Origin of the sequence: Shewanella cutis, from assembly GCF_022410515.1 — a bacterium.
In the GTDB taxonomy this organism is placed as follows: domain Bacteria; phylum Pseudomonadota; class Gammaproteobacteria; order Enterobacterales; family Shewanellaceae; genus Shewanella; species Shewanella cutis.
In genome coordinates this window covers 42308-65070 of record NZ_JACSDI010000023.1, presented here as the reverse complement: position 1 = coordinate 65070, position 22763 = coordinate 42308, and the positions used below count along the sequence as shown (strand labels likewise).

The following is a 22763-nucleotide window of genomic DNA, read 5'->3' as shown; positions in this document are numbered from 1 at the left end:
CCACATCCTTAAGGTGTACATTGTACACCTTAAGGATGTGGTAATCAACACAGGGTCATTTGCCATTGTGTTGATACCACACAGTCGTCAAGACTGCTTTATTGAATCAGTCTGGTGTAGAGTGATTCACGGGCTCAGTTTTAGACTGAAACGTGCTAGATTATTTGCTCTAATTCGGATGGTTCAGATGAGAAAAATATAGGGCAAAAATTTAAGACTACCGTCACTAATGCGAACTAAACAGTCCTTTGTGCAATATCGGATATCATAGAATAAAAAATTCTACATGGCTAAATTCAACGTCATAAGGGCAGTAGCTACCACATTCAAGACATTAACCATTTATATGAAATAGTACATTAGGATTAGATTTTTAATCGATAAGCCAGCTTTAAACAGAGAGTAATAATTCGATAAAATGAAAAACAAGCCAATGATGAACACAAATAGTTAAATTTCTACCCTTACCAATAAATTTCTTTACTGTTTTTAAATTTTTAAGTCTATGTTTTAGTAAAAAAGTGGTTATTATAATGGTGAATAAACAACTTAAACCATTACAAAGGGTATACATATGTTCATTAAACCAGGACCGAAAAGAGAAAATGATGATGGAACGCCGGATAAAAGACAACGAACTAACACACCAAGTAAACATAAGCCGTTAAAACCACATGATCACAAACCAGGTGATTAACTTAGACCTAAATTTTTTAAAGTTAAAAAAATTCGTTCCCCATTTTATGGGAAAATAAAACCCAAGTTTTCTTGGTTTTTTTTCCCCTTTATTTTTCCACTTTACTATCCAGCTCATTGCGGGGCATAAACGTGCCAGAACTGATCGGCCTGACACGTGTTGGGACAAAGGTGTGTCAGTGACCTTGCTAATTTAGTAATCCGCAAATTACTTTAGGTATGGGAAATTTGAAAAAAGTGACTACGAATCTTCGGTATCATCAACTCTATGAACTAGAGAATGTACTACTAGTTTAAGAGATCTCCACCACCAATATATAGCGGAATAACTGCATACTCTGTCATCGTCTAGAAGACCATGGGCTAGTTCATTTCTGAGATTAGGACCACGTTTATGTGTTAAAAAAGCTGTCATCTCAAACAGTAAATTGTCATCGAATATTTCTTCTGCTTCCTTTTTCTCCAATAAAGTGGACAATCCATACTCCATGTCTATGCCATCCGCATCAAGCATGGTTGTATGAACATTACTCTCTTTAAGAATAGTTCTGACTATATGCTCCCATTGAGGAACAAGTAGATGGATTGCAGAGGCAAAGTCATATTCAAAACCAAAATACAATCCCTTAGCAAATAATTTTGCTCTTTGTTCAGGGATGATTGGACAGACGGAGCATACAGTTTCCAATCCATGTAAAGTTATATCATGCTCCTCTAGAATGGTTGCAAGGCTTGGTAGTATTTGTGTTTTTACAACGAAGTCAGCTTCCATAATCGCATTATCAATAGCTTGTGCTTTGGGTGTATCCTCAGGTATTCCTTGTTCTGACAGCATAAGCGGAGCTTCTTTACCTATTTTTCGCCCATCGCCAGATAATTGCACCATGCCAAAAAGATGAGAAACAACACCTACTTTTAAATTCTCAATTGCTGACTCAATAGATTGTGATTTTGATATACCCGAATAAAGCCCGCAGAAATACAATAAAGCTATATCTAGAGTCTCTTTACCTGAAACGTGCTTTATAGACTCTTCTATAATATCTGATACATCAGGGCTTTTGACTGAGATTGTGATCATTTCATCTACAGCTGCTTTTCCTGCATCACGGAGCTTCAGCCTTAGGTCACTAATTATTTCATCAATACCATATGTGCTTCTATCTGCATTAGGTATCATTCGATAGGATTGAATCGCATTTTCAAAAAAAGTCATTTTGACCAATGCTTGGTCTCGGATAGAGGCTTCTCTTTCCCAAGAGCTTGCTATACGAATCCTTGTTTCAAGCCAGTTTACATCATCTTCAATTTTTCTATATTTAGTTGATACATGCTCTAAATATAGTCGAGCAGAATAATAGTCATCTTGCTCGCTCAGTTCCTGCGCGATTGATGTGAAACGTTCCGCGATTTCTCTAATTTCATCTTCATCTTGGGAAAATAATTCCAACAGTTCAGCTATCCAAAGTTTCATAAACTTGCTTTCGGGGTAATCAGGTTCAAGCGCTGAAACTAAACTGGTTTTTATATTATCTAATTTGTCAGCGCACCCCTTACCAAGCTGTAAACCTAGCCTTATAGCTCTCTCATAGTAATACTTTATGCTGTCTAGCCAATTGTCCTGACAAATATCATAGCTCGTATATAATTCTATTACAGTGTGTGCATCGCTGATCGACTTAGGTCTGTGGTATAGCCATCTTAAATCACTAAGTCTGGCAATAAAGGCTTTGCATGAGGTATGTTTTCGTGTCTCATCAAGAATTTGAAAATCATTATTAGTAAATAGTCCTGAGATAGACTCTTTCCCATAACATTCATAAGGCTCTAGCCTATTGCCCGATTTCAATCGTAACTCACACGCTTTTCTAAGAACTTTATATAGTTTTGCTAATTGCTCACTCCCATCTTCCTCAGCTCTTGCGATAAGAGAAGCTAATCGGTAACCCGAACCATATTTTAGTAAATCTTCGTCTATCTCATCAAATCTGCATTTATGAAAGATGGCTTGTTCTATTTGAAGTGTATCATCATAATCGCACATTCTAGGATCTCTAACTAAATAACCACTGAATCGGTAGATACATATGTATCACATGGATAGTCAACGTTAGGCATAATGATCCATTAGCAGAATTTGGTCAAATGTGATGATGGTGACAGACCTGATTGATAACTCTAAATGGGAAAGGGGCATAAACGTGCCAGAACTGATCGGCCTGACACGAATTTGAACAAAAGCGAGTTACAACCAATATGATACTTTAATACTCTCCAACAAGAAGGTTAGCGTACGTTTTCGTTCTATTGAGCTTCAAACCCCGAAAAATTTAAAAATCAGATGTTGTGTTAAATTTATTCTTTTTCAAAACATCTGCAATTGCTACATCTAACTGCTGTTGAATATCTAAAGACAGTCGACCAAATTCATAAGCGAAGTTGCGCCCTTTAATGCGCTTTCTTGCGTAAATGCCAGAGCTATCAAATGTCGCAAGATTAGTAACACTAACCTGTGCTTTACTCTTCATATCCTTAGCGATCTGAAGTTCTGATTTAATCGCTTTGATGATAGCCGATTTACGTTCTACCCTTGAATATTCAGCCTGAATAATGACAACTTTCTGAGTTAAATTATTAATAAACTCTATTAATTCATCTTCAAATTCATATACTTCCATAACTTTATTCAGCAAAACGTAGTCAGTATGTGACAAGTCATTAGCCACAGGAAAAAGCTTCACCAAACGTTCATCGACCTTAGCGGCTTTTAAAGCTTTACTCACACCAGCCTGACTCATTCCAAGTTGAGCAGCTACTTCAGCCTGTGTAATCTTAGGATTAGCTTTTTCCAAAGATAAACATTGTTGGCCAATTTCACGTAAGTTATGTTCTTTTGCGGTTTGGAGTTGCTTAGCTAATGCTTTAGCGTCAGAAAGTGAAATATCATCTTTAGTTACCAATATACGAAAGATATCAACTTTACCATTTTGCAATAAAAACCAAGCTCTGCGTCGAGAACCATCTAACACATCGAGTTTACCATTCACTTCTCTAGCGACTGCTGGATAAAATTGCTGGAAGGCTAATGAATCAAGGTCTTGTAGAGAATCAGCATTTAATAATGCCTGGTCACGCCCGTTAACATCAAAAGTCACATAGGTACTATCGCGAACTTGTTCATATGATAATGTTGCTTCAGTAAATGTAGCAGTAGCACCCGAAGCTAATTGCCATAGGAAGCTTTTACCTACAGATTCAAGACCAAATAGATTTTGAAGAGATAACGTTACGTCTTCACTTACTTTTTCTATTTCAGTTGTAATTTGGCGTTTTAAAGACTCAATATTAGCTTTGGCTGCATTTATTTGTGCTTCTTCGGCACCAACAGCATTGCCTAGAGGGCTCATTACCCCACGTTTTTTAGCCATTATGCTTGCTCCTGTTCACGCCAGACGTTCACAATATCTCTTAGGACTTGGCTGGTTACTTCATAACAATTTTGCTGTGCACTTTGGAATGTCGCTTTACTCTTAGGGTATTCGCTCTTAGACATATCAAACACGGTAGAAAGCAACGAAGATGACTGACGAATAGCTTCACTATGTTTAAATTCATTTGAGTACATATAAGGCGCAAAATGATCGTATAACGTATTCATTAGATCGGTTGTTGTTGCACTATCACGATGATTTGTAATTAAAATCTTCATGAAATCATAACCACGATGATTAGCATTCGCCAGTAAAGCCCAAACTTGAGGGATATAGCTAAAATAGGAACATGTTGCATCAATATCGTTTTCAGTGATGGACAACGGAAAAACTACACTGGTAGCGGCAAAATATGCATTATAAGTTGCATACCCTAGTGAAGGAGGGGTATCGATAATGATGATATCGAATTCATCTTGAACAGCATTGATAATCGTGTTCAAAAGAGAGTAAGGGGAGGTTAACTTTTGACCAAATACTTGTTCATGAAACCAACCTTCAATAGCTCTATCACTTTGTGATGCAGGCAAAATACGGAGATTAGGTATAGTTGTAGGTAAGAATGCGTTTGAAACGACTTGTTCAAGAGTCTCACCTTCATCTAGATCAAAATTATTCATCATGAGATCGCCAACAGATAAACAACCTTCTAGATCCGCTTCTGGTGCGTAATACATGGACAAAGTAGCTTGACCATCCATATCGATAAGGCCTACCCGATACTCTTGATGAAACTCAGTAGCCAAGCCTGAAGCAATTGTTGCAGCAGAAACGGTTTTACCAACACCACCTTTTTGATTTTGTATAACAATAACCTGCATTTTCTGGTTATCACTGCGCTTAAATTTAGATGCTTTACGTAAGTTTTCTGGCAGCAAATCTCGTAACTGATACATTTCTTCTATGTTGATTAGCCATTGAGAATCTTCATGCCGCCTTGGATCAAAATCCGCTGTAGATACATATTTATCAAGTGTTTTTGCATCAATGTCCAAATAGGTAAAGGCTTCTGCACGCGTAAATTTTCGCAACTCTTTCCTGTGATTAGACAATAACCGTTGGTTACGGCGCTTAATATAGGCATCAGCCCCCATTTTAAGCACTTGAAAAGTCTCTGTAGTCTGCATGCTATCCATGAAATTCTCCTCAAATAATTAAATATAAGTGTATACCTTAATATTTAAAGTGTATACTTATATTCGATGGAATTACTATTTTAAAGTTAAAAGTACCCGAATTTGGTCAGACTGTTAATGTGGCCAAACAACAAAATACGGAAGTTGAGGGTATTGAAATGAGAAATGATGGATAAAAATACGGCCAATGATGATGGTCAAGATCATCACTGGCCTGTGCCACAACCTAGGATAAAGGTAACTAAACTTATGTCACAATTTCAGTATAACCAAATTGAAAAAGCGCGTCTAATCGACTTACCAATGATCCCATCGGGATTGTTGATTCAATGGTTAGTCACAAAACCTGATTGGTTACGACAGCGAGTATTAAAGCAGTTAACACTTCAGCATTAATAACAATGATATTGTGCAGGGGTCTATCTCCTGCCTTTTATTGGCTAAACTCCCCACCTACTGAAATTAAAATTAACATAAAATCAATCAGTTAAAATCATTCATACTGAAAAATTTTAAAATTGATTCTAATTCATACGCATATCAGAGGGTCCGCCGGGATTCTGGAAATTTCCGCCAAATCTAACTTAATTAATTGTTATTATTAAACATAGACTAACTTTACATTTTTGGCGCGTTGGGCAAATTTAGCCTAATTGGTCAGAATTGCCCATTGTCTGGTACACAATTCTATCACTCTTGCTTTCTTCTCAATGAGGGTATTCCATGCGATAGAGCACTGTTCGACAATATCGTCGTAGCCCTTAAAGCTGCGATTTGCCAGTACATGTTGACGCAACCATTGCCAGACTTGCTCTACTGGATTGAGTTCAGGTGAATATGGGGGGAGTTTGACGATACTGAGGTTATCAAAGTCATCGGCCAAATCTTGTTGATGCCAGCCCGCACCGTCCATGATGACCAGTGCATGCCGTCCAAATTGTGTTGCGGCCGAGATCAATTTTAAGTGTTCATGCATATAATCGCTGTTGGCAAACGGGGCGAGAATGGCTTCCGTGGCGCCTGTTGCCGGACACACGGCGCCATATAGATACGCATGTTCAAATTATTGCTGCTTGACGGCCCGTGGACGGGCGCCTTTCTCAGCCCAAATACGGGTGGTAGTATTCTGTTGGCCAAAGCGGGCTTCATCTTGAAACCAAACGTCAATGCGATCGAGTGCAACGTGCCCAGGTGTGTTAAGGATCGTTGCCATCCGGAAGTTTTTTAAAAGCCTCTTGTATAGCCTCAGATTGTTTCGGATGGCGAGAGCGAGTGGTAATCCATGAGAAGCCAAGTTGATGTAACAAGCGGTAGATATTCGCTTGCTTGAACGTCACGCCAAATTCAGACTGAATAAACAGGCCAACATCCTTGGCCATCAACCTGCCACCTTGTGCAGATAGACTTCTGTGCTGTACAAACGCGTTAAGCTTAGCGAGCTGTGGGCTGGAGAGTGTCGCAGGACGGCCCGGATTGGGCGTATCGTCAAGGCCAGTCAGTCCATGGGTTAAATAGGCGGTGACCCAGCGATTGATACTGGTTCTACTGACCTTAAGCATGCTCGCGATGGCGGTACGAGAATAACCTTCAGTGAAATGGAGTAATGCAAGATAGCGCATACGTTTGCGTACACTTTCCTCCGATTTAACTAAGGCTGCGATGTGGGGATGATTCATATTTTGTATGATTAAAAACTGATGACCAATTAGATCACATAATTAATATAATTGGTATTACGTACGAATTCTTACACTTAGCCATTTTCCAATATCCTCCTCAACGTAAAAATCATGCATTGGCATCATACTTGCAGATACTCCCTGCTAGACAGCTTTTGATCTTTAGCGATAGTTTAGCACGTTTGAAGTTTAACGGTCGTATGACAAAAGGAATGTGCAGCGGTGCTTTTGCTGTTAGATCTCGCCCCTGGCGTAAGCCAGGAATTGGCGAGGCATCTTCTATAGGTGGATTTATCCACCGTTTTCTATGCCTTTTAATAATTTATCTTTTATTAATACATAAGTTTTACTTAAAAAGAAAAAAGCTTTTGGACTCTCGTTTTTTACTCCTTTTTCTTACTCCCATTTTGATATCCATATACAGTAGTTATTCACAGGGCGACATGATTTGATGGTAAACGTTGTTTATTTCAATTGTTATTAGGTGAAAATTGGCACGTTAAGGCTCTCACTTACCGCTAAACAGACTTTAATTACTGTTATTTTTGCATTCGGGCAGGGTAGGGCACCGTCAGCTAGACGGTTCTCTTAGAAGGGGGCTTAATGTGTTTTAGGTTGTGAGAATCCCTGCGAGAAGAACATATCAGGGGTAAAGCGTTGTTTGTTTGGCAGCTGGCGTTTGTATACTCGCCAAGTGAATGACAATCCCTTAGAAATAGCTCTTTGATATGCTTGTTTGATCTGCGCTCTTATCGTGTCAGAGTAGGCACCTATCGCTTGCAAAAAGCGTGAAGAAAGCCATTTGTAAGCGGCCACCGAACGAATAGTTTTTTCCTCGCCGGCTGCGCTGTTATCTTCGATTGCAATTTTAACTTCTTGTACAGTGAAAACACCTGACTTTTTAAGCATATCGATGTATCTATACCAAGTAGAGCTCGGGATCGCTTCACCCCAACGTTTAGCATGAGCTAACATCAGCGAGTCATGGCTAGTTGTATCGAAACCGATATTCTTGGCCATACCCACTTGGCCGGTCAGTAGATCGCACGTAGTAATCATAGTTACAACGATTTCAAACAGCTTGCGCTTAGTGCGTTCAGACATATTTCTAGATATGCCGCCGTCGTCAACTTCAAGCTTTCGGCTGTAAATCAATTTGCGGGCGTTATTGATCACTTCGTTAAAATAGCGAGGTAAGCGAGCACCTTTAGCCTTAAAGCCTTCAAGACTTGCTTTATAGGCATTTGAGCCAACCGCCGTTTTGTGCGTTTTAACGTGCAGTGCCGCTTCGCGTTTTACTGAACGTAACTTCTGGCGCTTGATTCGAGCTTTATCAGCTTTAGATTTTTGCATGACACATGCCCGCAATGCAGTACAGCTTCGGAGATCGAATGATCAAAGCATGACTTAAGCAAAGTGGTCGTATGTGTCTATAGATTAGGTGCTGCAAATGGCAGCCAAAAAAAATAAATGGCATTTTATAGGTTCCGAATGTTGTAGGTGTTTGGGTGACTAATCCAAACGATGGATCTAATGTAATGGAAACGATCGCAAAGATCAATGATCTTAATTTACTGAATTTTGGACACAAAAAAACCGCCCCATTCGGATAAGGCGGCTTTCTTGTCGAATGCTTCACGCCAAGAGGTCAGTCTCAGCACACTCTAATTCTTGGTGTAAACGTACACCACATAACTAACGTTAATGTGGTGATAGCAAGCTATGTGCTGCACTCTCACCTCAAGAACTGTATTTAGTCTATCTAACTCTTACTTGTTTTTCAAATCTTTTAGGTCAAAAAATTCCCTAAGTGTCAAATCATGGAGAGCTGGAATAGCATTCACACATTCACCAACAAACTCTATGGACGGAATAGAGCGATTTACGTTCAATCTATTCCTGAGAGTTTGTAGCTGTTCAATACTTGGCTCTTCACCATCATTCAGCAATTTATAGATATCACGTAGCTTTTGAGATTTCTTTATTTTATCCAATGCAGCTGTTGAATATATTTTTTGATTTGAATTCATTTTTTTCTTGACAAACCTCGTATTCAAAGGAACAATTCAAATCACATATGATTTGAATTGTTCCTCCTGTATTTTTTAACATTTATCTGCCCAACTTATACAAGGAGTATGTATGGCAGCATCACATACCAAGGATCTAATTACATATTTCAAAAAAAATCCACCTCAGAACGTATTTGAAATAGTTGAAAAACTATTCTCAGAACTATCAACAAAAGAAGCTCAAGCCTTATATTGGTTTGCATGTGGTATGCATACTGGTGAAGTATCTACATTAATGAGAGCAAACCACAATACAGTTAAAACCTATATAAGTAGATGTAAAATAAAACTAAATACTGAATCATCTACCGACTTACGAATAATTTTCCATAGTCGATTTCACAGTTTCACACTTGCGTCAGCATTCAATTACCAATTCCCTTACATAATTTAATGTGATCTAAGTCATGTGATTTTGTCACCTCTCAGGGTGACATACTTTTATAAATTTTTTACACACAATACATCTGCAGCACAAAAGACTCATAAAAAACATTTTTAGTTTGTTTATGAGCATAAAGGGGCTTGATTCCGTTATTCACCCATAAACAAGAGCACCGATACGAGGCGTTTATGCATGCCTAACCAATTAGTTCGAAAAACCTCTGAAGGTTTTCCATCTGTAAAGGTTACTGTGAAATTGTCAGGCCGAAATAACAGAAAAATTCAGGAATTTCAGTTAGATGGCAGTGGATTAGAGACTAAAGTGCAGATTGCAGAAAGATTATTAAACCAATATTTAGACACATTTCCGCTCAAATCGTAGGTCGCGGACTGACTACCCGTTAACCAACAGTCACTTGTCCGCGGAATGATTAAGTCTACTCATATCAATTTGACAGCCTCTACAAAAAATAATCGATAGTCAAACTCAAGCTCGATTAATCGACCATCTCAACCGCTTTGATGAGTTGAGAATGGGAACCAAGGACAAGGAGAAATCGTAAAAAATTTTTTCAACAACGATCCCAAAATAGGATCTCAGTACTAAGGAAGTAACTATGAATGCTAAACCCCTACAACCAAGTGCACAACAAGCTGAAGTTAACGAAGAGCTCTTACGACTCGCCAGACATATGCCAAGCGATCGATTCATCTTTTGGATGCGCGTCATTGGCCTGTTCATTATTTGTGTCGTTGCAACGTTAATTCTCTCCTGGGATGTACATGCAGCCGATCCATTTGCACCGGCTAAGTCCGAAATAGTTGACACCGTTGGTACAGGTTCTACCGCTCAATTCGCGCTATTAGTTGTTGGTCTCATTTCTGCCGCCATTGTCGGCTTCTTGACGAAGAACTGGGGCGCAGCCATTGGTGGATTCATCGTCGGTATGATCTTCATCAACGTAGCATTAAAGGTCGTGGGTTTATAAGACGTGGATAATCCCACTCAGTTTTATAGCATCCCCAAGCATCTCAATAACACCACCACGTTGTTAGGATTTGCCATTGATGAATTAGGCCCTGCGCTGGTGCTATTCGGGATCCTGTTTATGGCTAACCATGCCCTGATCGGTATGGCACTCGCGGCAATCTGGTTCTTGGGGATGCGCCGCATCAAATCCCAATACGGCATGTGTATTTTAAGGCTCACGGCCTATTGGTATGCACCCTCGGAATTTAGTTCGTCATTTCTAAAACGCACACCAGCGGCATGTCGCCGGTATTGGTTACGCTAAATGATGTGAGTTAGGGGGCAGGGCCCCCTTTTAGGAAGCCCCATGCTCAATCGCAACAAAATTGATTTTATCAGTCTCGCTAAGTCTCTCAACACACTACTACTCATTGGATTTGTGCTCGCAATGGTCGCTAACACCATTCTCGCGGGTGTCGCATGGATGGCCTATTTCAATAAGAGTCGCACGCTAGTACCTCCAACGATTAGTCAGAAATTTACTGTTTCAGATGGTGCGATTGATGAGCCCTATCTGCAACAGATGGCGGAATACTTTGTGTTTCTAAAACTCAATGTCACACCAGGTTCCGTTGACCATCAATACAAACAGCTGGCGAGTTACATCAATGAAGCCGATTGGCATCAGATGCAACCGCTGCTCGTTGATGATGCGATGACCATGAAAAAACAAAACATCAGTAGTCATTTTGCCATTGAACAAACACAAGTCGCGCTAGATGAGCGTCTCGTCAAAGTCACCGGCACGCTCAGTAAATATGTGGGAAAACGCCCACTCGAACCCGAAACCCTCAGTTACATCATCGATCTCGATTACACCCATGGCCAGTTATCGCTCAAAGCCATCAAGAAAGTGCCACAAAAGGAAGCTCAATCATGAAAAAAGCCCTCATAACAGCATGCGCGCTTTTGCCCATTAGTGGTGCGTTTGCTGCCAATACGCCGCCCAAATATTACGCATTCAATGACAGCGAAACTGTGCCCATTGAGCTATCCAGTGTCGATATCAACCGCTTAGTGGTCGAAGGGGATAAAATCACTTCAATAGACTGCCCTGAAGGATTTTGTGTGGTCACAGGCACTAAAACCGACAAGTCAGGCTCTGCCCGAGTCAATTTAAACCTTGCGATGCCTTTTACCGCGTATGTATCAACCGAAAAGGGCAGGCATTTTGGATTGTTCATCAATCCCAAAGCCATCCCCGCCGTCACCTCCATTTTTACGCCTGAACGTTATCGTGAAGAGCAACCCTCCGTGTTTGATAAGAAAACACCTTATCCGACGATGATCACCGAGTTCGTCGCACAAATGATCCGCTATCAAAACACCAGCAATCCGATAGACGGATATCGGGTGCATATGGTCAATGATGGCGCCGAAACAGCCAACATTGACAATGAGCCTAGAGGGACTGAATCGTCCATTGATGAGGCGATGTTTACGCACTTAAACGCACAAATGCCAAAGCCCACCGGACTAACAACAGAGCCCAGTATTGTGTTCAGTGGCAAATATTTCGACGGCATCATCTATCGCCTCACGAATCATTCATCAGCCCCCATCACCTTAACCACGGCCCAGTTTTATTCGCCTACCACTCGAGCTGCAGCACTCTCGACCTATGAACTGGCACCGAATCAAACTGGCCATCTCTTTATCGTGTCAGGCGGGGAGGTGATGTAATGAAAAACTTCTTGGATTACTTCAAAAAAGATCCTGAAGCTCACTTTGAAAACGGGCAATCCTTAAACGAAGCTAATAGCAAACGTAACTGGCTAGTCCTCGGTATCGTCACCACATTGGCGGGTATTACCTATTTGGCCGCAGATGCATATATGGCCAAACCAGCACCGAAACCCGCCACAGCCCTTGTCAACAATAACCATATCGACTTTGGCGCAGTCATCGATAGCGACTTTACCCTCAAAGACAATCAAAGCGCGTTAACCGTGCAACAACTTGCCCTGGATAAACAGCAAAAAACTATTGATAGGCTGCTCAAAACCATTGAGAGCCTAGAGCAGAGCAATGGAAACAACCAAAAGGAAATAAAACGCAATTTTGACAATATGCAGCAAGCGATTAATGACCGGATTGACGCCAAAATTGAGGAAGTCAGCGCCCAATGGCCTCAATCAAATGGGGATCAAGGCTATGATATGACGCCATCGGATAGTGATGCATCCGCGTATCCGGTTAGACAGGCGTCACGTTATCTCGGTGAGCAAACCTTACCACCTCGCCCAAGCGTCTCTGATGGACAAGGGTACTCATCCTATCAAGGCGGTGCTATCACGCCCCCTGCAACCCAAAATGGGATCGACTCTTTTGCCCTCAATTGGGAAACCCCTGAAGATAACTTACCGAAAAAACGTACCCCCGAGAACTATGTCCCCGCGGGTTCGTTTGTCACCGCAGTCGTCACCGGCGGCGCAGATGCGAATGCAGGGGTCAATGGCCAAGGCGATACCGTCCCGATGGTGTTTCAGACCATTAACCAAGGCATCCTCCCAAACGGCAAGCCCTCAAAGCTGAATAACTGCACCATATTAGGCGCGGCATACGGTGAGATTTCATCAAGCCGAGGCATTGTGCGTACCACTCGTCTTAGCTGCATTTTTGAAGATGAAATCATCGACATTCCAGTCGAGGCGACCGTGTTTAACTATGGCCGCAATGGTATTCGTGGTACCGCGATTATGAAAAACGGAAAAATCGTTCAAATGGCAGGTATTAGCGGCATTTTGACTGGACTTGGTGAGACTGGCCAAGCACTTAGCCAAACAACCTCTAACTCTGCACTCGGTTCCACATCAACGGTTAACGGCAGTGATGCACTGCTCAATCTTGCCGGTAGCGCCAGTGCCAGTGTCGGCAGCAAGCTTGCAGATTACTACATCAAATTAGCAGAGCAATATCACCCAATCATTGAGCTCAATCCTGGCAATACCGTCAACATTGTATTCTTAAAAGGCTTTCCGCTCGATCCGGTTGGTATTAAGGAGTACGAGGAAGCCCTCGCACAACAAGCACAAACACCCACCAGTGCGACCGCGCAAATACTCAATACCATTAGTAATCCACTGATGGAACAGATGCCCGCGAACATTGCGCCATCCTCGCCAAAGCCATCAGCTTCGCAGCAATATAACCAGCAAGGGCAACGCCCTCCAATGCCGGTAAATACCGATAATTCCCCCTTTGGCAGAGCTAACTAAGTCAGGAGTCCATTTTGAAAACACACATTCAAACCCCATTACGTCAGCTTATCAGTATCAGCCTATTGACAGGGTTGTTAGGCGGCTGCGCCGCTGGATTAGACGGTGATTACGCCTGTGATAAAGTGGGCGGCATCAATGGTTGCACCAATATGATGGAAGTCAGACAGTTGACTGACAGCGGGGCATTTAACCAACCGCAAACGGTGAGCCCCTCCGTGGCCGCCATCACCAATCAACGCACTGCGTTACCTAAACAGGCAAGTCCACAACACGATTTTATCCCTTTACCACGCCGTGACCGCCGAGGCGCACCGCAGCGCACCTCTGAGTCAGTCCAGAAGGTCACTATATTCCCTTATATCAACGAACGCGGGGATTATGTGGATATCAGCGATGTGTATATTGTCGTCGACAAGAGCCGTTGGACGGGCCGTCCTGCACAGTACATCAAGCAGGATTAAGCCATGACACAACCAACACATGACCTCAAACGCTTTTACGCCGCCAGTAAACAAAAACAGAATCACCTGCATCATGAATTGCCATACCGCTTTTTTGATGATGTTGAACAAGTGTTTGAGAACGCCAACTCTCGCGGGTTTGCGTTTTCCATTTCACTCTTTGGTGGTGCAAATGATGATTTGATTAAAACCCTCAATGCGCTGATTTGTACCCTGCCTGAGGGCGACAAATGGTGCTATCAATTCGTCATGGTCGGTAATAACCAAGTTGGCGAGCTCATCGAGCAGAACCAAGCATTGCTCACTGGCCGTAATGCGATTTGTGACAAATTTGCCTCTAATGAAGCCATTTATGCCAAACACTGCGCAACAAAAGGCTTTTCAACCAAACTCAGCAGCGCCTATCACTACGACTTAAAAAATGCCAAAGGCTTTTTCTTCGTATCAACGACGGAAGACATGACCGCACTGCTCGATATGCGCTTAAGTATCGAGTCAGAGCTGGCACAAACGGGCATGCACGTTCGGCGGATGTTTGCACAGGAGCTGATTGAACATTGCCGTGAACACCTGAATTTATCGCTAAGTCAGGACAGGGTAATTCCTGCAACCTATAACGAATATCAACCGCTCAATAGCCAAATTTTGAGCCCCGACAGTGAATTCATCATCAACCGTGATTCCGTCAATATTCGTCACACACCAATGGCGTCAGAGGAAAGTGTCGAAACCACCTTAGTCAATTTAGGCCTAAAAGGACTCCCACGCGATTTTAGGCTCTACAGCTTCCCCAACTGCATCGCCTCGCTCAGTTACACCATGAACAGCATTCCGTGTCCATACCGCGTGAGTGTCGCGTTTTACGTCAATAAAACGGGCGATCAAACTATTCGTAATGACAGTAAAATCTCCTCGCTCACCAAGACCGTAAACTCGCCCATGCGCTTACTCATTCCAAGTGCCGCAGAGGAACTGGAAGAGCGGCAACAGCTACAAAAAGGGCTGCGTGAACATGCCTTCAAAATCACCACCATGACATTAAATGTCACCCTATACACCACCACGAAGAAACAGCGTAATGATACCGCCAAAGCGGTGGCAACCTTTCGCACAGCGGGGATAGATCTCTTTCGAAATCACATGCTGCAAGGTCAATGCACCCTGTCTACCTTACCTTTTGCGATGAGCGAAGGGTTTATGAAAGATGTGCAGCATGCCGGCTTAAGCTTCATGATGACGTCATCCAATCTGGTGAACTTCTTACCGATTGTGTCCGACTATAAGCGCCTCTCAGCGGGCTTGTTGTTACCAACAATGCGCCATCAAATTAGCTATTTCGATCCGTTTAACTGCGGTAGTGATAACTACAACATGGCCATCACTGGCGGCTCTGGTGCGGGAAAGAGTTTCTTCATGCAAGCCTTAGTGAAATCCATTTTTGCTAAAGGCGGCAAAGCGTGGATTTTGGACAAAGGCCAAAGTTATAAAAAGCTCACTCAAACCCTTGGTGGGGTTTATCTCGATAGCACGCAAATATTCCTCAATCCCTTTACCCACTTGGGTAAAGTCCAAAGTGTTCGTGATGCCGGCACGTTTGGCCGAATTGTTGATAATGATGGCCATCTGATTGATCCAATCACCGAAGTGCTCGGCAATATCACCGCCCTGATTGCCACCATGGCATCACCCGATGAAAAACTCACCGGTTTTCAAACTGCACTGCTCGGTGATGCCATTTTACGCGCATGGAAAATGTGGGGAAATGACACCCTTATCGATCACGTGCAATCAGCGCTGTATGAGATTGCCCAAGAGAAAAGCAATGACACGCGCATCAGTGATATCGCGGCGCAGCTTAATAAGTTCTGCTCGACGGGTATTCATGGCGCCATTTTCAACAAGCCCTCGATGCTCGATCCCAATATCGATATCACTACCCTTGAACTCGATGGTTTTAAAGGCGAGCTACAACGTCCCGTCATCTTTGCGCTGATGGTGACGATTAGCCAACAAATGTACCTCTCTGGCCAACGCTCTACGCCGAAAATCTGTGTAATTGAGGAAGCCTGGTCACTGATGAGCGGCGCCAATGCGCAAAGTAAGGACTTCATTAACGAAGGCTATCGCACAGTACGAAAGTTTGGCGGCTCCTTTGCCACCGTCACCCAAGGGATGAACGACTTCTTTGCCAATGCCGAGGCAGAAGCGGCCCTCAACAGTTCCGATATTCATATCACCTTACGCCAAGGGGATGGATTCGGGGATTTTCTCGCGCGTCATCCTGATCATTTCACGCCATTTGAACAGCACATGATCAAGTCCTTCCCACGCGCCAATGATGCAGGGCACTCCTGCGTCATGCTCAAAGCCGGAGGACTGGTGTCATTTCACCGTATTTTTGCCGATCCATGGTCTCGCGCCATGCTCTCAACAGAGCCGAGGGAGTTTGAATATTGCGAAAACTTGATTAAAGGCGGCATGCCGTTACTCGATGCCATTGAGCAAACAGCCCAACATTTCTATCCCGATGATATGGTCCGTTTTGACGCCATATTAAAAGCTGCCACCCCCATGGAGACCGCATAAATGGCCAAATATTTACCCGCTATATTAGGAACCACACTGATATTGACCGTTGGGTTTGCTTTGTTTTCACCTGTCACACGTCAGCCAAGTATCGTTGAATATGACATGAATGAAACCGTAGCCCGATTTCATGAATCGATTGGCCAAAGTGAGTTAACCGATGACCAACGGGCACAAGAAATCGCACGATTTAGCCAAACACTTGATGACGTGGTACGTGAGTATGCGACAAATAACCATGTTGTCGTTTTCGTCAGCCCTGCCATCGTCAGCGGCGCGGTAAATGCCACTCAAGAGATTGAGCAGTTACTCCTGCAAGCACTGCAAGCCCAAAACGACGCAAAACGTGCCCAACTGAATGAGACCACGCAAAAATGAACAAATTCGCGCTGGCCTTGTTAACACTATGCCCGCTATTGCCGCTTAATGCGGCGTCACTTGGCACTGTTGGCCAAGTCTTTCCCATTGCCGAAATCGACATGTTGCAGTGGATAGAGAACCGTCTGCAAACATTTGAAAAAACGGGTGAGCTAGACAGTATGCGCGAGCAATTTCAAGAGAATGTCAAAGCTGGTGTTAAACGCCCTCGTCCAGTGGGACTTATCACTACGAAAAACCCAGAAGTGTTTCTTGTCGATCCGACCTTAACGCTGGCCAAAGATATTAATGATGCGAATGGCAACCTGATTTACCCCAAAGGCACACAGGTTAATCCATTTGATACAAAAACATGGCCAGCCTTACAAAAAGCCAACATCGGCACCTTTGCGTTTAGTAAAACATTGGTGTTTTTTGATGGGGATGATGTGCAGCAGGTGTTATGGGCCAAAGAGTTTGCAAAAGCCCATAAAGCACCCCACACCATCAAATGGATTTTAACCGGCGGCGAACCTGAAACCCTGCATCACCAATTACACGCTCGCATGTACTTTGACCAACAAGGCAACCTCAGTCGCGCCTTAACACTCAAGCGTGTTCCGAGTGTGGTTAAGCAAGAGGGCGTGATGTGGCAAGTCAGCGAAATCGATGTATCGCATTTTCCGGTATTCATGGAGGAAACCCACCATGTTGCGAATTAACTCAGAACGCCTCTTTGCCTTATTCATATGGATGGCAATGATGCCCTCACAAGCCAACGCACAGGCGGCGTGTACCGGAACATTCGTCAATCCCCTGACTGACATTTGTTGGTCCTGCATTTTCCCAATGACCATTGGCAGTGTACCGGTGATCCCTGGGAGCCTACCCGATACCCGCAACCCTGTATCCCCGATTTCATTTTGCCCCAAACCGCCGCCGATTTTTATGCAAATAGGCCTGAATATCGGCTACTGGGAGCCTGATACCTTAGTGGACGTGACACGCGTACCTTATTGCATGGTCAACATGGGCATGAAGCTCGACAACAGTAATTCACCTCAAATTGGTGGACGTGTGACTAACCGTGATAACGATGCCAGCGATGGTGCGTTCTATCATGGCCATTGGTACAAGTATCCGGTGATTTACTGGCTGCAACTCATGCAAAGCTCGGCATGTATGGCCACCGACAATTTTGACATTGCGTATTTAACTGAGATTGATCCGCTGTGGGATGACGATGAGTTGTCATTTATCCTCAACCCTGAAGCCATCCTCTTTGGCAATGTGACATCACAATTAGCCTGTGCGACAGAAGCCGTGGCCACGTCAACAAATAGCGTACTGCCCTTTGACGTGCTGTTTTGGTGTATGGGTTCACAAGGCAGCGCCTACCCGCTCACGGGCACCACCAATTACCGCGACACCCCAATTCAAGCGGGAACACTGATTTTAGAGCGTCTGAACTACAAATTGCATCGCCAGGGCATTGTATGGGAATCCCACGGTGAAGATGGCGCCATTTGCTATCAGACACCAATGCCCCTGATGCCCAAATCACGCTATCGCTACCAAATGACGAACACCATTCCTGATGCACTGTGGGCCCACCCCTACACCACCACTACGGTGATCTGGGAAAGTGGCCACGACAATCCCGTATCGGGTGACAACTTTGGTTTTATCAACTTCAAAAAACGCAATTGCGTGTTTTTGTAACCATAAGGACGGGGATTTTGATGAAAATATTTGAGACCAAATTATCAACAACATATACCGCTTTATGCACAAAAAATGTGGATAACCGTCTATTTTCACACCCATTCAAGAGCTTCGCCCTGCTAGTGAGTGTCTGGTGCTTTGGATCAATTTCACCGGTATTGGCTCAGGCGGATTACAGTGTTGATGAATTAAACGCGCTGTCGATGCGAGAGCGCCAGACATTATCACCGCTTAACCTCGGCCAAGCTGCGCTGCTTGATAAAGCCCGTCAGTTCGAGGCGCAAAGTAAAGGTCAATTAGCGGCCGCATTATCGCCATTACTGGATGCTAAACCCAATCCAAGCGCCAACGCGAATGGCGTGATGGTGTTTGTGTCGCTGGGGATGCCTGACACCAGTTTGCAACAACTATTGATGCAAAGCGCAGACTTACAAGTGCCGCTCATTGTGCGCGGGGTTCTACCGCAAGGCTTTACTGCCACGGTGAAAAAAATGAACCGCCTTATCGATAACAAAGGGCAAACCATTCAGAGCGGCTTTGCGATTAACCCCCAATGGTTTACGCAATTCGGTATTACCCAAGTGCCTGCCTTTGTCGCGGTAAGACCCAATAAATGCCAGGCAAAACAGCCTTGCAGCAGCGATGACTTTGACGTGATTTACGGCAACGTGTCGCTCTATGACGCGCTAAACCTGCTTGCACAACACGGCAGCATTCCCGATGTAGCGGCGAAGACATTAGCAAAGGGGGCAAAATGATACCGTTCACTAAAACGCGAATACTCAGCGCGCTCCTCACATTGATGGCCTTACCGGTGTTGGCCGCTAATAGCGAAAAAGACTATCGAGACAATGTGCAATGGGCCAAAGACAGTATCAAGCAGAATCAAAATAAAGCCGGTTTCACTGGGTTTGATGTTAACTCGCTCTGTAAAGACATAGCATGTCAGCAAGGCGTGACAGCTCCAGCACAAAGCCGCTACTACAACGATCCAAGCGCCATGAACAGCGACAAGATGCAAGGGATGAGCAGTGATGACCAAGCGCAAGCGGTGACAACGGGGTTTAATAATGGTCGCCCGACCATCGATGAAAATGATCTCGCGTACCGCACAGCGGTTGGCTATCAAAATGATGCATACAATATTAGCCACGGCATTTCCTCTAAATACCATGACTGTGAAAAAGGACTTGTCTGTGAGGTCGATTCTCTGCCGCGTTCTTGCACGTTACCCACCAACAATCCGGTGCAATGCTACCTGACACCCTTTGTTAAAAGCACCTCGACACGCGAAAAAGAACACTCGTTCAGATTGTCTGGCACGCCACCCTTTAGCATCACCTTGCCAGATCCCAATGCAAAAATTAAACGCATCCGATTCAACGGCGATTATATGAGTTGGAGTGGGCCGTACAAACTTGAAATCAAACTCAATGACTTCTTTATCGGCCATATTCCGACACAGCGCATCCCAGGGAACTGCGTAACCAATGGCATGTGTGCCTCAAGCGTCAATGCCACATTAAGCACAGAGGCCTATCAAGGCAGTACCTCACCACTTTCCGTCAATATTGGCAGCATATTCGGGGGCGACTGGGACTGGCCATTTTACTTACCCGTAGAAAATCTACCCATCACCTTTGTGACCACAGAAACACACGTTGAAATTGGCTACAACAATAGCTGTGGTGCAGTGCTGCCCGAATGCCAACAAGTCAAATCCCAATGCATTGAGGGTAAAGAAACCCGCGTCATCAATGGCATCTCCGTCACCTTAGATTGCTGGAAGGAGCAAACTACCTATCAATGCGCGTTTCCTAATACCTGTGCCGCCCTTGCAAATTGCAGCATTCAATCGACCAGTTGTGATACCCAACTTGGCGGTGTTTGCATCAAAAATAAACAGCAACGCTTATGCGAAACCCAGCAATGCAGAGATACGGGCCTCATCTGCGGTGAAGATAACTTTGCCTTAAGTGGCGACTATTACGAACCTACCGCCACCCGTACCACCGACTTTAATCAAGCCGCAGCGGGACTCGCTGCGGCAAGTGATGCCGCCAGTGATGTGAAAGATAAAGCCAACATCAACGAAAACAGCCCCATCATTTTCAAAGGCACTGTCATGGAATGCAGTGACAAGGCGCTTGGGATTAGCAATTGCTGTCAAGACAGCGGTTGGGGTAACAGCATTGGATTAACGTCCTGCACCGAAGAAGAAAAAGCACTGGGCACGGCCAAAGAGGACAAACTGACCGTTTCCTTGGGGGGATATTGTGCTGAATCCGTACTTGGCGCGTGTATTCGTAAAAAGAAAGCCTATTGCGCGTTCGATAGCAAACTGGCTCGCATCGTCCAAGTCGAAGGCCGAAAGCAGTTAGGAAAAAATTTCGGCAGTGCCAAACACCCTGATTGCAGCGCATTTTCACCCAATGAGCTGCAACGTATCGATATGTCATCCATGGATTTTTCCGACTTTTATGAGGATATGTACGACGCCATGGCATTACCAAGCACAGATGAAATTCAAAAACGCTTACAACAATCTGTCGGAGGAACCCAGCCGTGATAAAGACAACTCACTTCATCCGCTATTCTGACAATGGCGCTGCCAATACGCCGGTTTTTCGGTGGTTAATATCGGCGCTGTTTGCCGATTTATCCACAAAAACGGTGCGTATTAAAGCCAACAAGACCACGCTTTTTGTGGTCGCGTTAGGCTGTTTATCGGTGGCCGTTCCTGCTAGCACGTCCTTTGCGGCCGATGCACCTGGTTGGCGCTGGTATAACGATCCCATGTTACCCAAAAAGACGGCCCCTAAAAAAACGGATGCGCCCAGTGTGACACTGACGCGCACCCAAACACTGACGCCGACAGAGCAAATGGACTGGTTCCATCGTTATTATCAAGACACGCTCAATGACGCGGCCATTAACAGTCATGATGCAAAAAAAGTCGAAAAAGCCATGCTCCTCAATCAGTACGTCAGCAACAAATCGTCTGAATTTGGGATGACATTCAAAAAGGTGTTGCTCGATAACCCTGAGCTTTCCTACACCAAAGATAGGCCGACTGAACAAGCCGCAAGGAGTACCTATTTAGCGGCTGAGCGCACTAAGAAAGTCCGTGCAGTGCGCAGTCTGGCACAAAGTGGTTGGGGCTTATTTTTCGTCTATAAAGGGACGGAAGAAATCGATCAAACACTGGCGCCCAGTGTTCAACAATTTGCCACAGAGCACGGCGTCGAATTACTGGGAATAACCCTTGATGGCGTGGCCCTTCCCTCGATTATCCAAAACCGCCAAAACGAGCAACATATCAATGTGCCTTTTAGCCCCGCGTTGGTGTTAGTCAATCCTGGTACGGGTGAAATGAAACCGTTGGCCTACGGCTTTATTTCACAAGAGGACTTACTTGGCCGTTTCCTCAATGTTGCCACCAACTTTGCCCCAGACTTCTAACAAGGACTTTCCTATGACACGCATTATTACCCTATTGCTATTGACGACATTACTGGCATTTCAAACCCATGCCACTCCAGTCAGAACGCACAACGCCGCCAATCCTGCCGATTATGCCTTAGTGTTTTTCTTTCGTTCTGATTGCCCTTACTGCCATCAATTTGCGCCCAAATTGCAGCAACTCTCAATGCAAACAGGCACATTTACCTATGCCTTTTCGCTCGATAACAAGGGGATTGCAGGCTTTGAAGTCCCTATCCCATCGACACCCGATATTGCGGCAACCTTCTTTGAAAACCCGCGCAGCGTGACAGTACCCGCCACGTTTTTGATTAATGTTCACACGCGTAAGTTCGTGCGCTTAACGGTCGGAGATGTCACCACAGCCCAGCTCCAGCAAAGCTATTTTGAATCACTCAATGATCCCCAAGTCATTGCCAGCATGAACTAGGAGACCGTCATG

The 22763-nt window shown here is 44.2% G+C and carries 21 protein-coding genes and 1 pseudogene; 16 read left to right on the top strand and 6 right to left on the bottom strand.

Translation table 11 applies throughout. The features are described from left to right. Positions 1-937 precede the first annotated feature (937 nt). From H9J30_RS19385 to H9J30_RS19375, 3 genes are all read right to left on the bottom strand, one after another. Positions 938-2740, bottom strand: coding sequence for a DUF4209 domain-containing protein (locus H9J30_RS19385; protein ID WP_240132507.1), 1803 nt, complete (start codon positions 2738-2740; stop codon positions 938-940). 286 nt (positions 2741-3026) lie between these two features. Continuing rightward, positions 3027-4124, bottom strand: a complete 1098-nt coding sequence (locus H9J30_RS19380; protein ID WP_240132506.1) for a ParB family protein — start codon at positions 4122-4124, stop codon at positions 3027-3029. Continuing rightward, the gene (locus H9J30_RS19375) at positions 4124-5323 is read right to left on the bottom strand and encodes a ParA family protein (RefSeq protein WP_240132505.1); all 1200 of its coding nucleotides are present in this window, start codon (positions 5321-5323) and stop codon (positions 4124-4126) included. Before H9J30_RS19375 ends, H9J30_RS19380 begins: the two co-directional genes overlap by 1 nt. A gap of 165 nt (positions 5324-5488) precedes the next feature. Between H9J30_RS19375 and H9J30_RS19370 the strand changes: the two genes are divergently transcribed. Continuing rightward, entirely contained in the window at positions 5489-5719 is a 231-nt protein-coding gene (locus H9J30_RS19370) for a hypothetical protein (RefSeq protein WP_240132504.1), read from the top strand. 253 nt (positions 5720-5972) lie between these two features. Here H9J30_RS19370 and H9J30_RS19365 read toward each other — a convergent pair. The 3 genes and pseudogenes from H9J30_RS19365 to H9J30_RS19355 all read right to left on the bottom strand — a co-directional run bounded on the left by H9J30_RS19365 (position 5973) and on the right by H9J30_RS19355 (position 9032). Continuing rightward, positions 5973-6999: pseudogene (locus H9J30_RS19365) on the bottom strand (IS630 family transposase). A gap of 603 nt (positions 7000-7602) precedes the next feature. After that, entirely contained in the window at positions 7603-8355 is a 753-nt protein-coding gene (locus tag H9J30_RS19360) for a hypothetical protein (RefSeq protein ID WP_240132503.1), read from the bottom strand. Positions 8356-8771: 416 nt separating this feature from the next. Then, on the bottom strand, positions 8772-9032 hold the full coding sequence (locus H9J30_RS19355) for a hypothetical protein (protein ID WP_240132502.1): 261 nt from the start codon (positions 9030-9032) through the stop codon (positions 8772-8774). A 112-nt stretch (positions 9033-9144) separates the two neighbouring features. Here H9J30_RS19355 and H9J30_RS19350 point away from each other — a divergent pair, with 112 nt between their 5' ends. From H9J30_RS19350 to trbB, 15 genes are all read left to right on the top strand, one after another. Beyond that, entirely contained in the window at positions 9145-9468 is a 324-nt protein-coding gene (locus H9J30_RS19350; RefSeq protein WP_240132501.1) for a LuxR C-terminal-related transcriptional regulator, read from the top strand. Between the two features lie 607 nt (positions 9469-10075). Continuing rightward, entirely contained in the window at positions 10076-10447 is a 372-nt protein-coding gene (locus H9J30_RS19345) for a hypothetical protein (protein WP_240132500.1), read from the top strand. A 3-nt stretch (positions 10448-10450) separates the two neighbouring features. Continuing rightward, positions 10451-10753, top strand: a complete 303-nt coding sequence (gene traL, locus H9J30_RS19340; protein WP_240132499.1) for a type IV conjugative transfer system protein TraL — start codon at positions 10451-10453, stop codon at positions 10751-10753. A gap of 42 nt (positions 10754-10795) precedes the next feature. Continuing rightward, a complete protein-coding gene (gene traE / locus H9J30_RS19335) occupies positions 10796-11368 on the top strand; it encodes a type IV conjugative transfer system protein TraE (protein ID WP_240132498.1) in 573 nt (190 codons plus the stop codon). After that, the gene (gene traK, locus H9J30_RS19330) at positions 11365-12171 is read left to right on the top strand and encodes a type-F conjugative transfer system secretin TraK (protein ID WP_240132497.1); all 807 of its coding nucleotides are present in this window, start codon (positions 11365-11367) and stop codon (positions 12169-12171) included. Before traE ends, traK begins: the two co-directional genes overlap by 4 nt. After that, entirely contained in the window at positions 12171-13706 is a 1536-nt protein-coding gene (locus tag H9J30_RS19325; RefSeq protein ID WP_240132496.1) for a TraB/TrbI/VirB10 family type IV secretion system protein, read from the top strand. Before traK ends, H9J30_RS19325 begins: the two co-directional genes overlap by 1 nt. 14 nt (positions 13707-13720) lie before the next feature. Next, the gene (traV, locus tag H9J30_RS19320) at positions 13721-14170 is read left to right on the top strand and encodes a type IV conjugative transfer system lipoprotein TraV (protein ID WP_240132495.1); all 450 of its coding nucleotides are present in this window, start codon (positions 13721-13723) and stop codon (positions 14168-14170) included. A gap of 3 nt (positions 14171-14173) precedes the next feature. Beyond that, positions 14174-16756, top strand: coding sequence for a type IV secretion system protein TraC (traC, locus tag H9J30_RS19315; protein ID WP_240132494.1), 2583 nt, complete (start codon positions 14174-14176; stop codon positions 16754-16756). Then, positions 16757-17134, top strand: coding sequence for a TrbI F-type domain-containing protein (locus H9J30_RS19310; protein ID WP_240132493.1), 378 nt, complete (start codon positions 16757-16759; stop codon positions 17132-17134). It begins immediately after the preceding gene. Further along, the gene (gene traW / locus H9J30_RS19305; RefSeq protein ID WP_240132492.1) at positions 17131-17835 is read left to right on the top strand and encodes a type-F conjugative transfer system protein TraW; all 705 of its coding nucleotides are present in this window, start codon (positions 17131-17133) and stop codon (positions 17833-17835) included. The genes H9J30_RS19310 and traW overlap by 4 nt, the downstream gene beginning before the upstream one ends. Further along, positions 17822-18835, top strand: coding sequence for a conjugal transfer pilus assembly protein TraU (gene traU, locus H9J30_RS19300; RefSeq protein ID WP_240132491.1), 1014 nt, complete (start codon positions 17822-17824; stop codon positions 18833-18835). The genes traW and traU overlap by 14 nt, the downstream gene beginning before the upstream one ends. A gap of 20 nt (positions 18836-18855) precedes the next feature. Continuing rightward, complete coding sequence (gene trbC, locus H9J30_RS19295; RefSeq protein ID WP_240132490.1) at positions 18856-19596, top strand: type-F conjugative transfer system pilin assembly protein TrbC; 741 nt, start codon at positions 18856-18858, stop codon at positions 19594-19596. Next, positions 19593-21407 (top strand): type-F conjugative transfer system mating-pair stabilization protein TraN, encoded by a 1815-nt coding sequence (traN, locus tag H9J30_RS19290; protein ID WP_240132489.1) that lies wholly within the window; start codon positions 19593-19595, stop codon positions 21405-21407. The genes trbC and traN overlap by 4 nt, the downstream gene beginning before the upstream one ends. Next, positions 21404-22300, top strand: a complete 897-nt coding sequence (traF, locus tag H9J30_RS19285) for a type-F conjugative transfer system pilin assembly protein TraF (RefSeq protein ID WP_240132488.1) — start codon at positions 21404-21406, stop codon at positions 22298-22300. Before traN ends, traF begins: the two co-directional genes overlap by 4 nt. A 13-nt stretch (positions 22301-22313) precedes the next feature. Continuing rightward, complete coding sequence (gene trbB, locus H9J30_RS19280; protein WP_240132487.1) at positions 22314-22751, top strand: type-F conjugative transfer system pilin assembly thiol-disulfide isomerase TrbB; 438 nt, start codon at positions 22314-22316, stop codon at positions 22749-22751. Positions 22752-22763 lie beyond the last annotated feature (12 nt).

Coding starts and splice junctions, on each gene's coding strand:
- H9J30_RS19385 (WP_240132507.1), bottom strand. CDS start 2,740: ATGTGCGATTATGATGATACACTTCAAATAGAACAAGCCATCTTTCAT.
- H9J30_RS19380 (WP_240132506.1), bottom strand. CDS start 4,124: ATGGCTAAAAAACGTGGGGTAATGAGCCCTCTAGGCAATGCTGTTGGT.
- H9J30_RS19375 (WP_240132505.1), bottom strand. CDS start 5,323: ATGGATAGCATGCAGACTACAGAGACTTTTCAAGTGCTTAAAATGGGG.
- H9J30_RS19370 (WP_240132504.1), top strand. CDS start 5,489: ATGATGGATAAAAATACGGCCAATGATGATGGTCAAGATCATCACTGG.
- H9J30_RS19360 (WP_240132503.1), bottom strand. CDS start 8,355: ATGCAAAAATCTAAAGCTGATAAAGCTCGAATCAAGCGCCAGAAGTTA.
- H9J30_RS19355 (WP_240132502.1), bottom strand. CDS start 9,032: ATGAATTCAAATCAAAAAATATATTCAACAGCTGCATTGGATAAAATA.
- H9J30_RS19350 (WP_240132501.1), top strand. CDS start 9,145: ATGGCAGCATCACATACCAAGGATCTAATTACATATTTCAAAAAAAAT.
- H9J30_RS19345 (WP_240132500.1), top strand. CDS start 10,076: ATGAATGCTAAACCCCTACAACCAAGTGCACAACAAGCTGAAGTTAAC.
- traE (WP_240132498.1), top strand. CDS start 10,796: ATGCTCAATCGCAACAAAATTGATTTTATCAGTCTCGCTAAGTCTCTC.
- traK (WP_240132497.1), top strand. CDS start 11,365: ATGAAAAAAGCCCTCATAACAGCATGCGCGCTTTTGCCCATTAGTGGT.
- H9J30_RS19325 (WP_240132496.1), top strand. CDS start 12,171: ATGAAAAACTTCTTGGATTACTTCAAAAAAGATCCTGAAGCTCACTTT.
- traC (WP_240132494.1), top strand. CDS start 14,174: ATGACACAACCAACACATGACCTCAAACGCTTTTACGCCGCCAGTAAA.
- H9J30_RS19310 (WP_240132493.1), top strand. CDS start 16,757: ATGGCCAAATATTTACCCGCTATATTAGGAACCACACTGATATTGACC.
- traW (WP_240132492.1), top strand. CDS start 17,131: ATGAACAAATTCGCGCTGGCCTTGTTAACACTATGCCCGCTATTGCCG.
- traU (WP_240132491.1), top strand. CDS start 17,822: ATGTTGCGAATTAACTCAGAACGCCTCTTTGCCTTATTCATATGGATG.
- trbC (WP_240132490.1), top strand. CDS start 18,856: ATGAAAATATTTGAGACCAAATTATCAACAACATATACCGCTTTATGC.
- traN (WP_240132489.1), top strand. CDS start 19,593: ATGATACCGTTCACTAAAACGCGAATACTCAGCGCGCTCCTCACATTG.
- trbB (WP_240132487.1), top strand. CDS start 22,314: ATGACACGCATTATTACCCTATTGCTATTGACGACATTACTGGCATTT.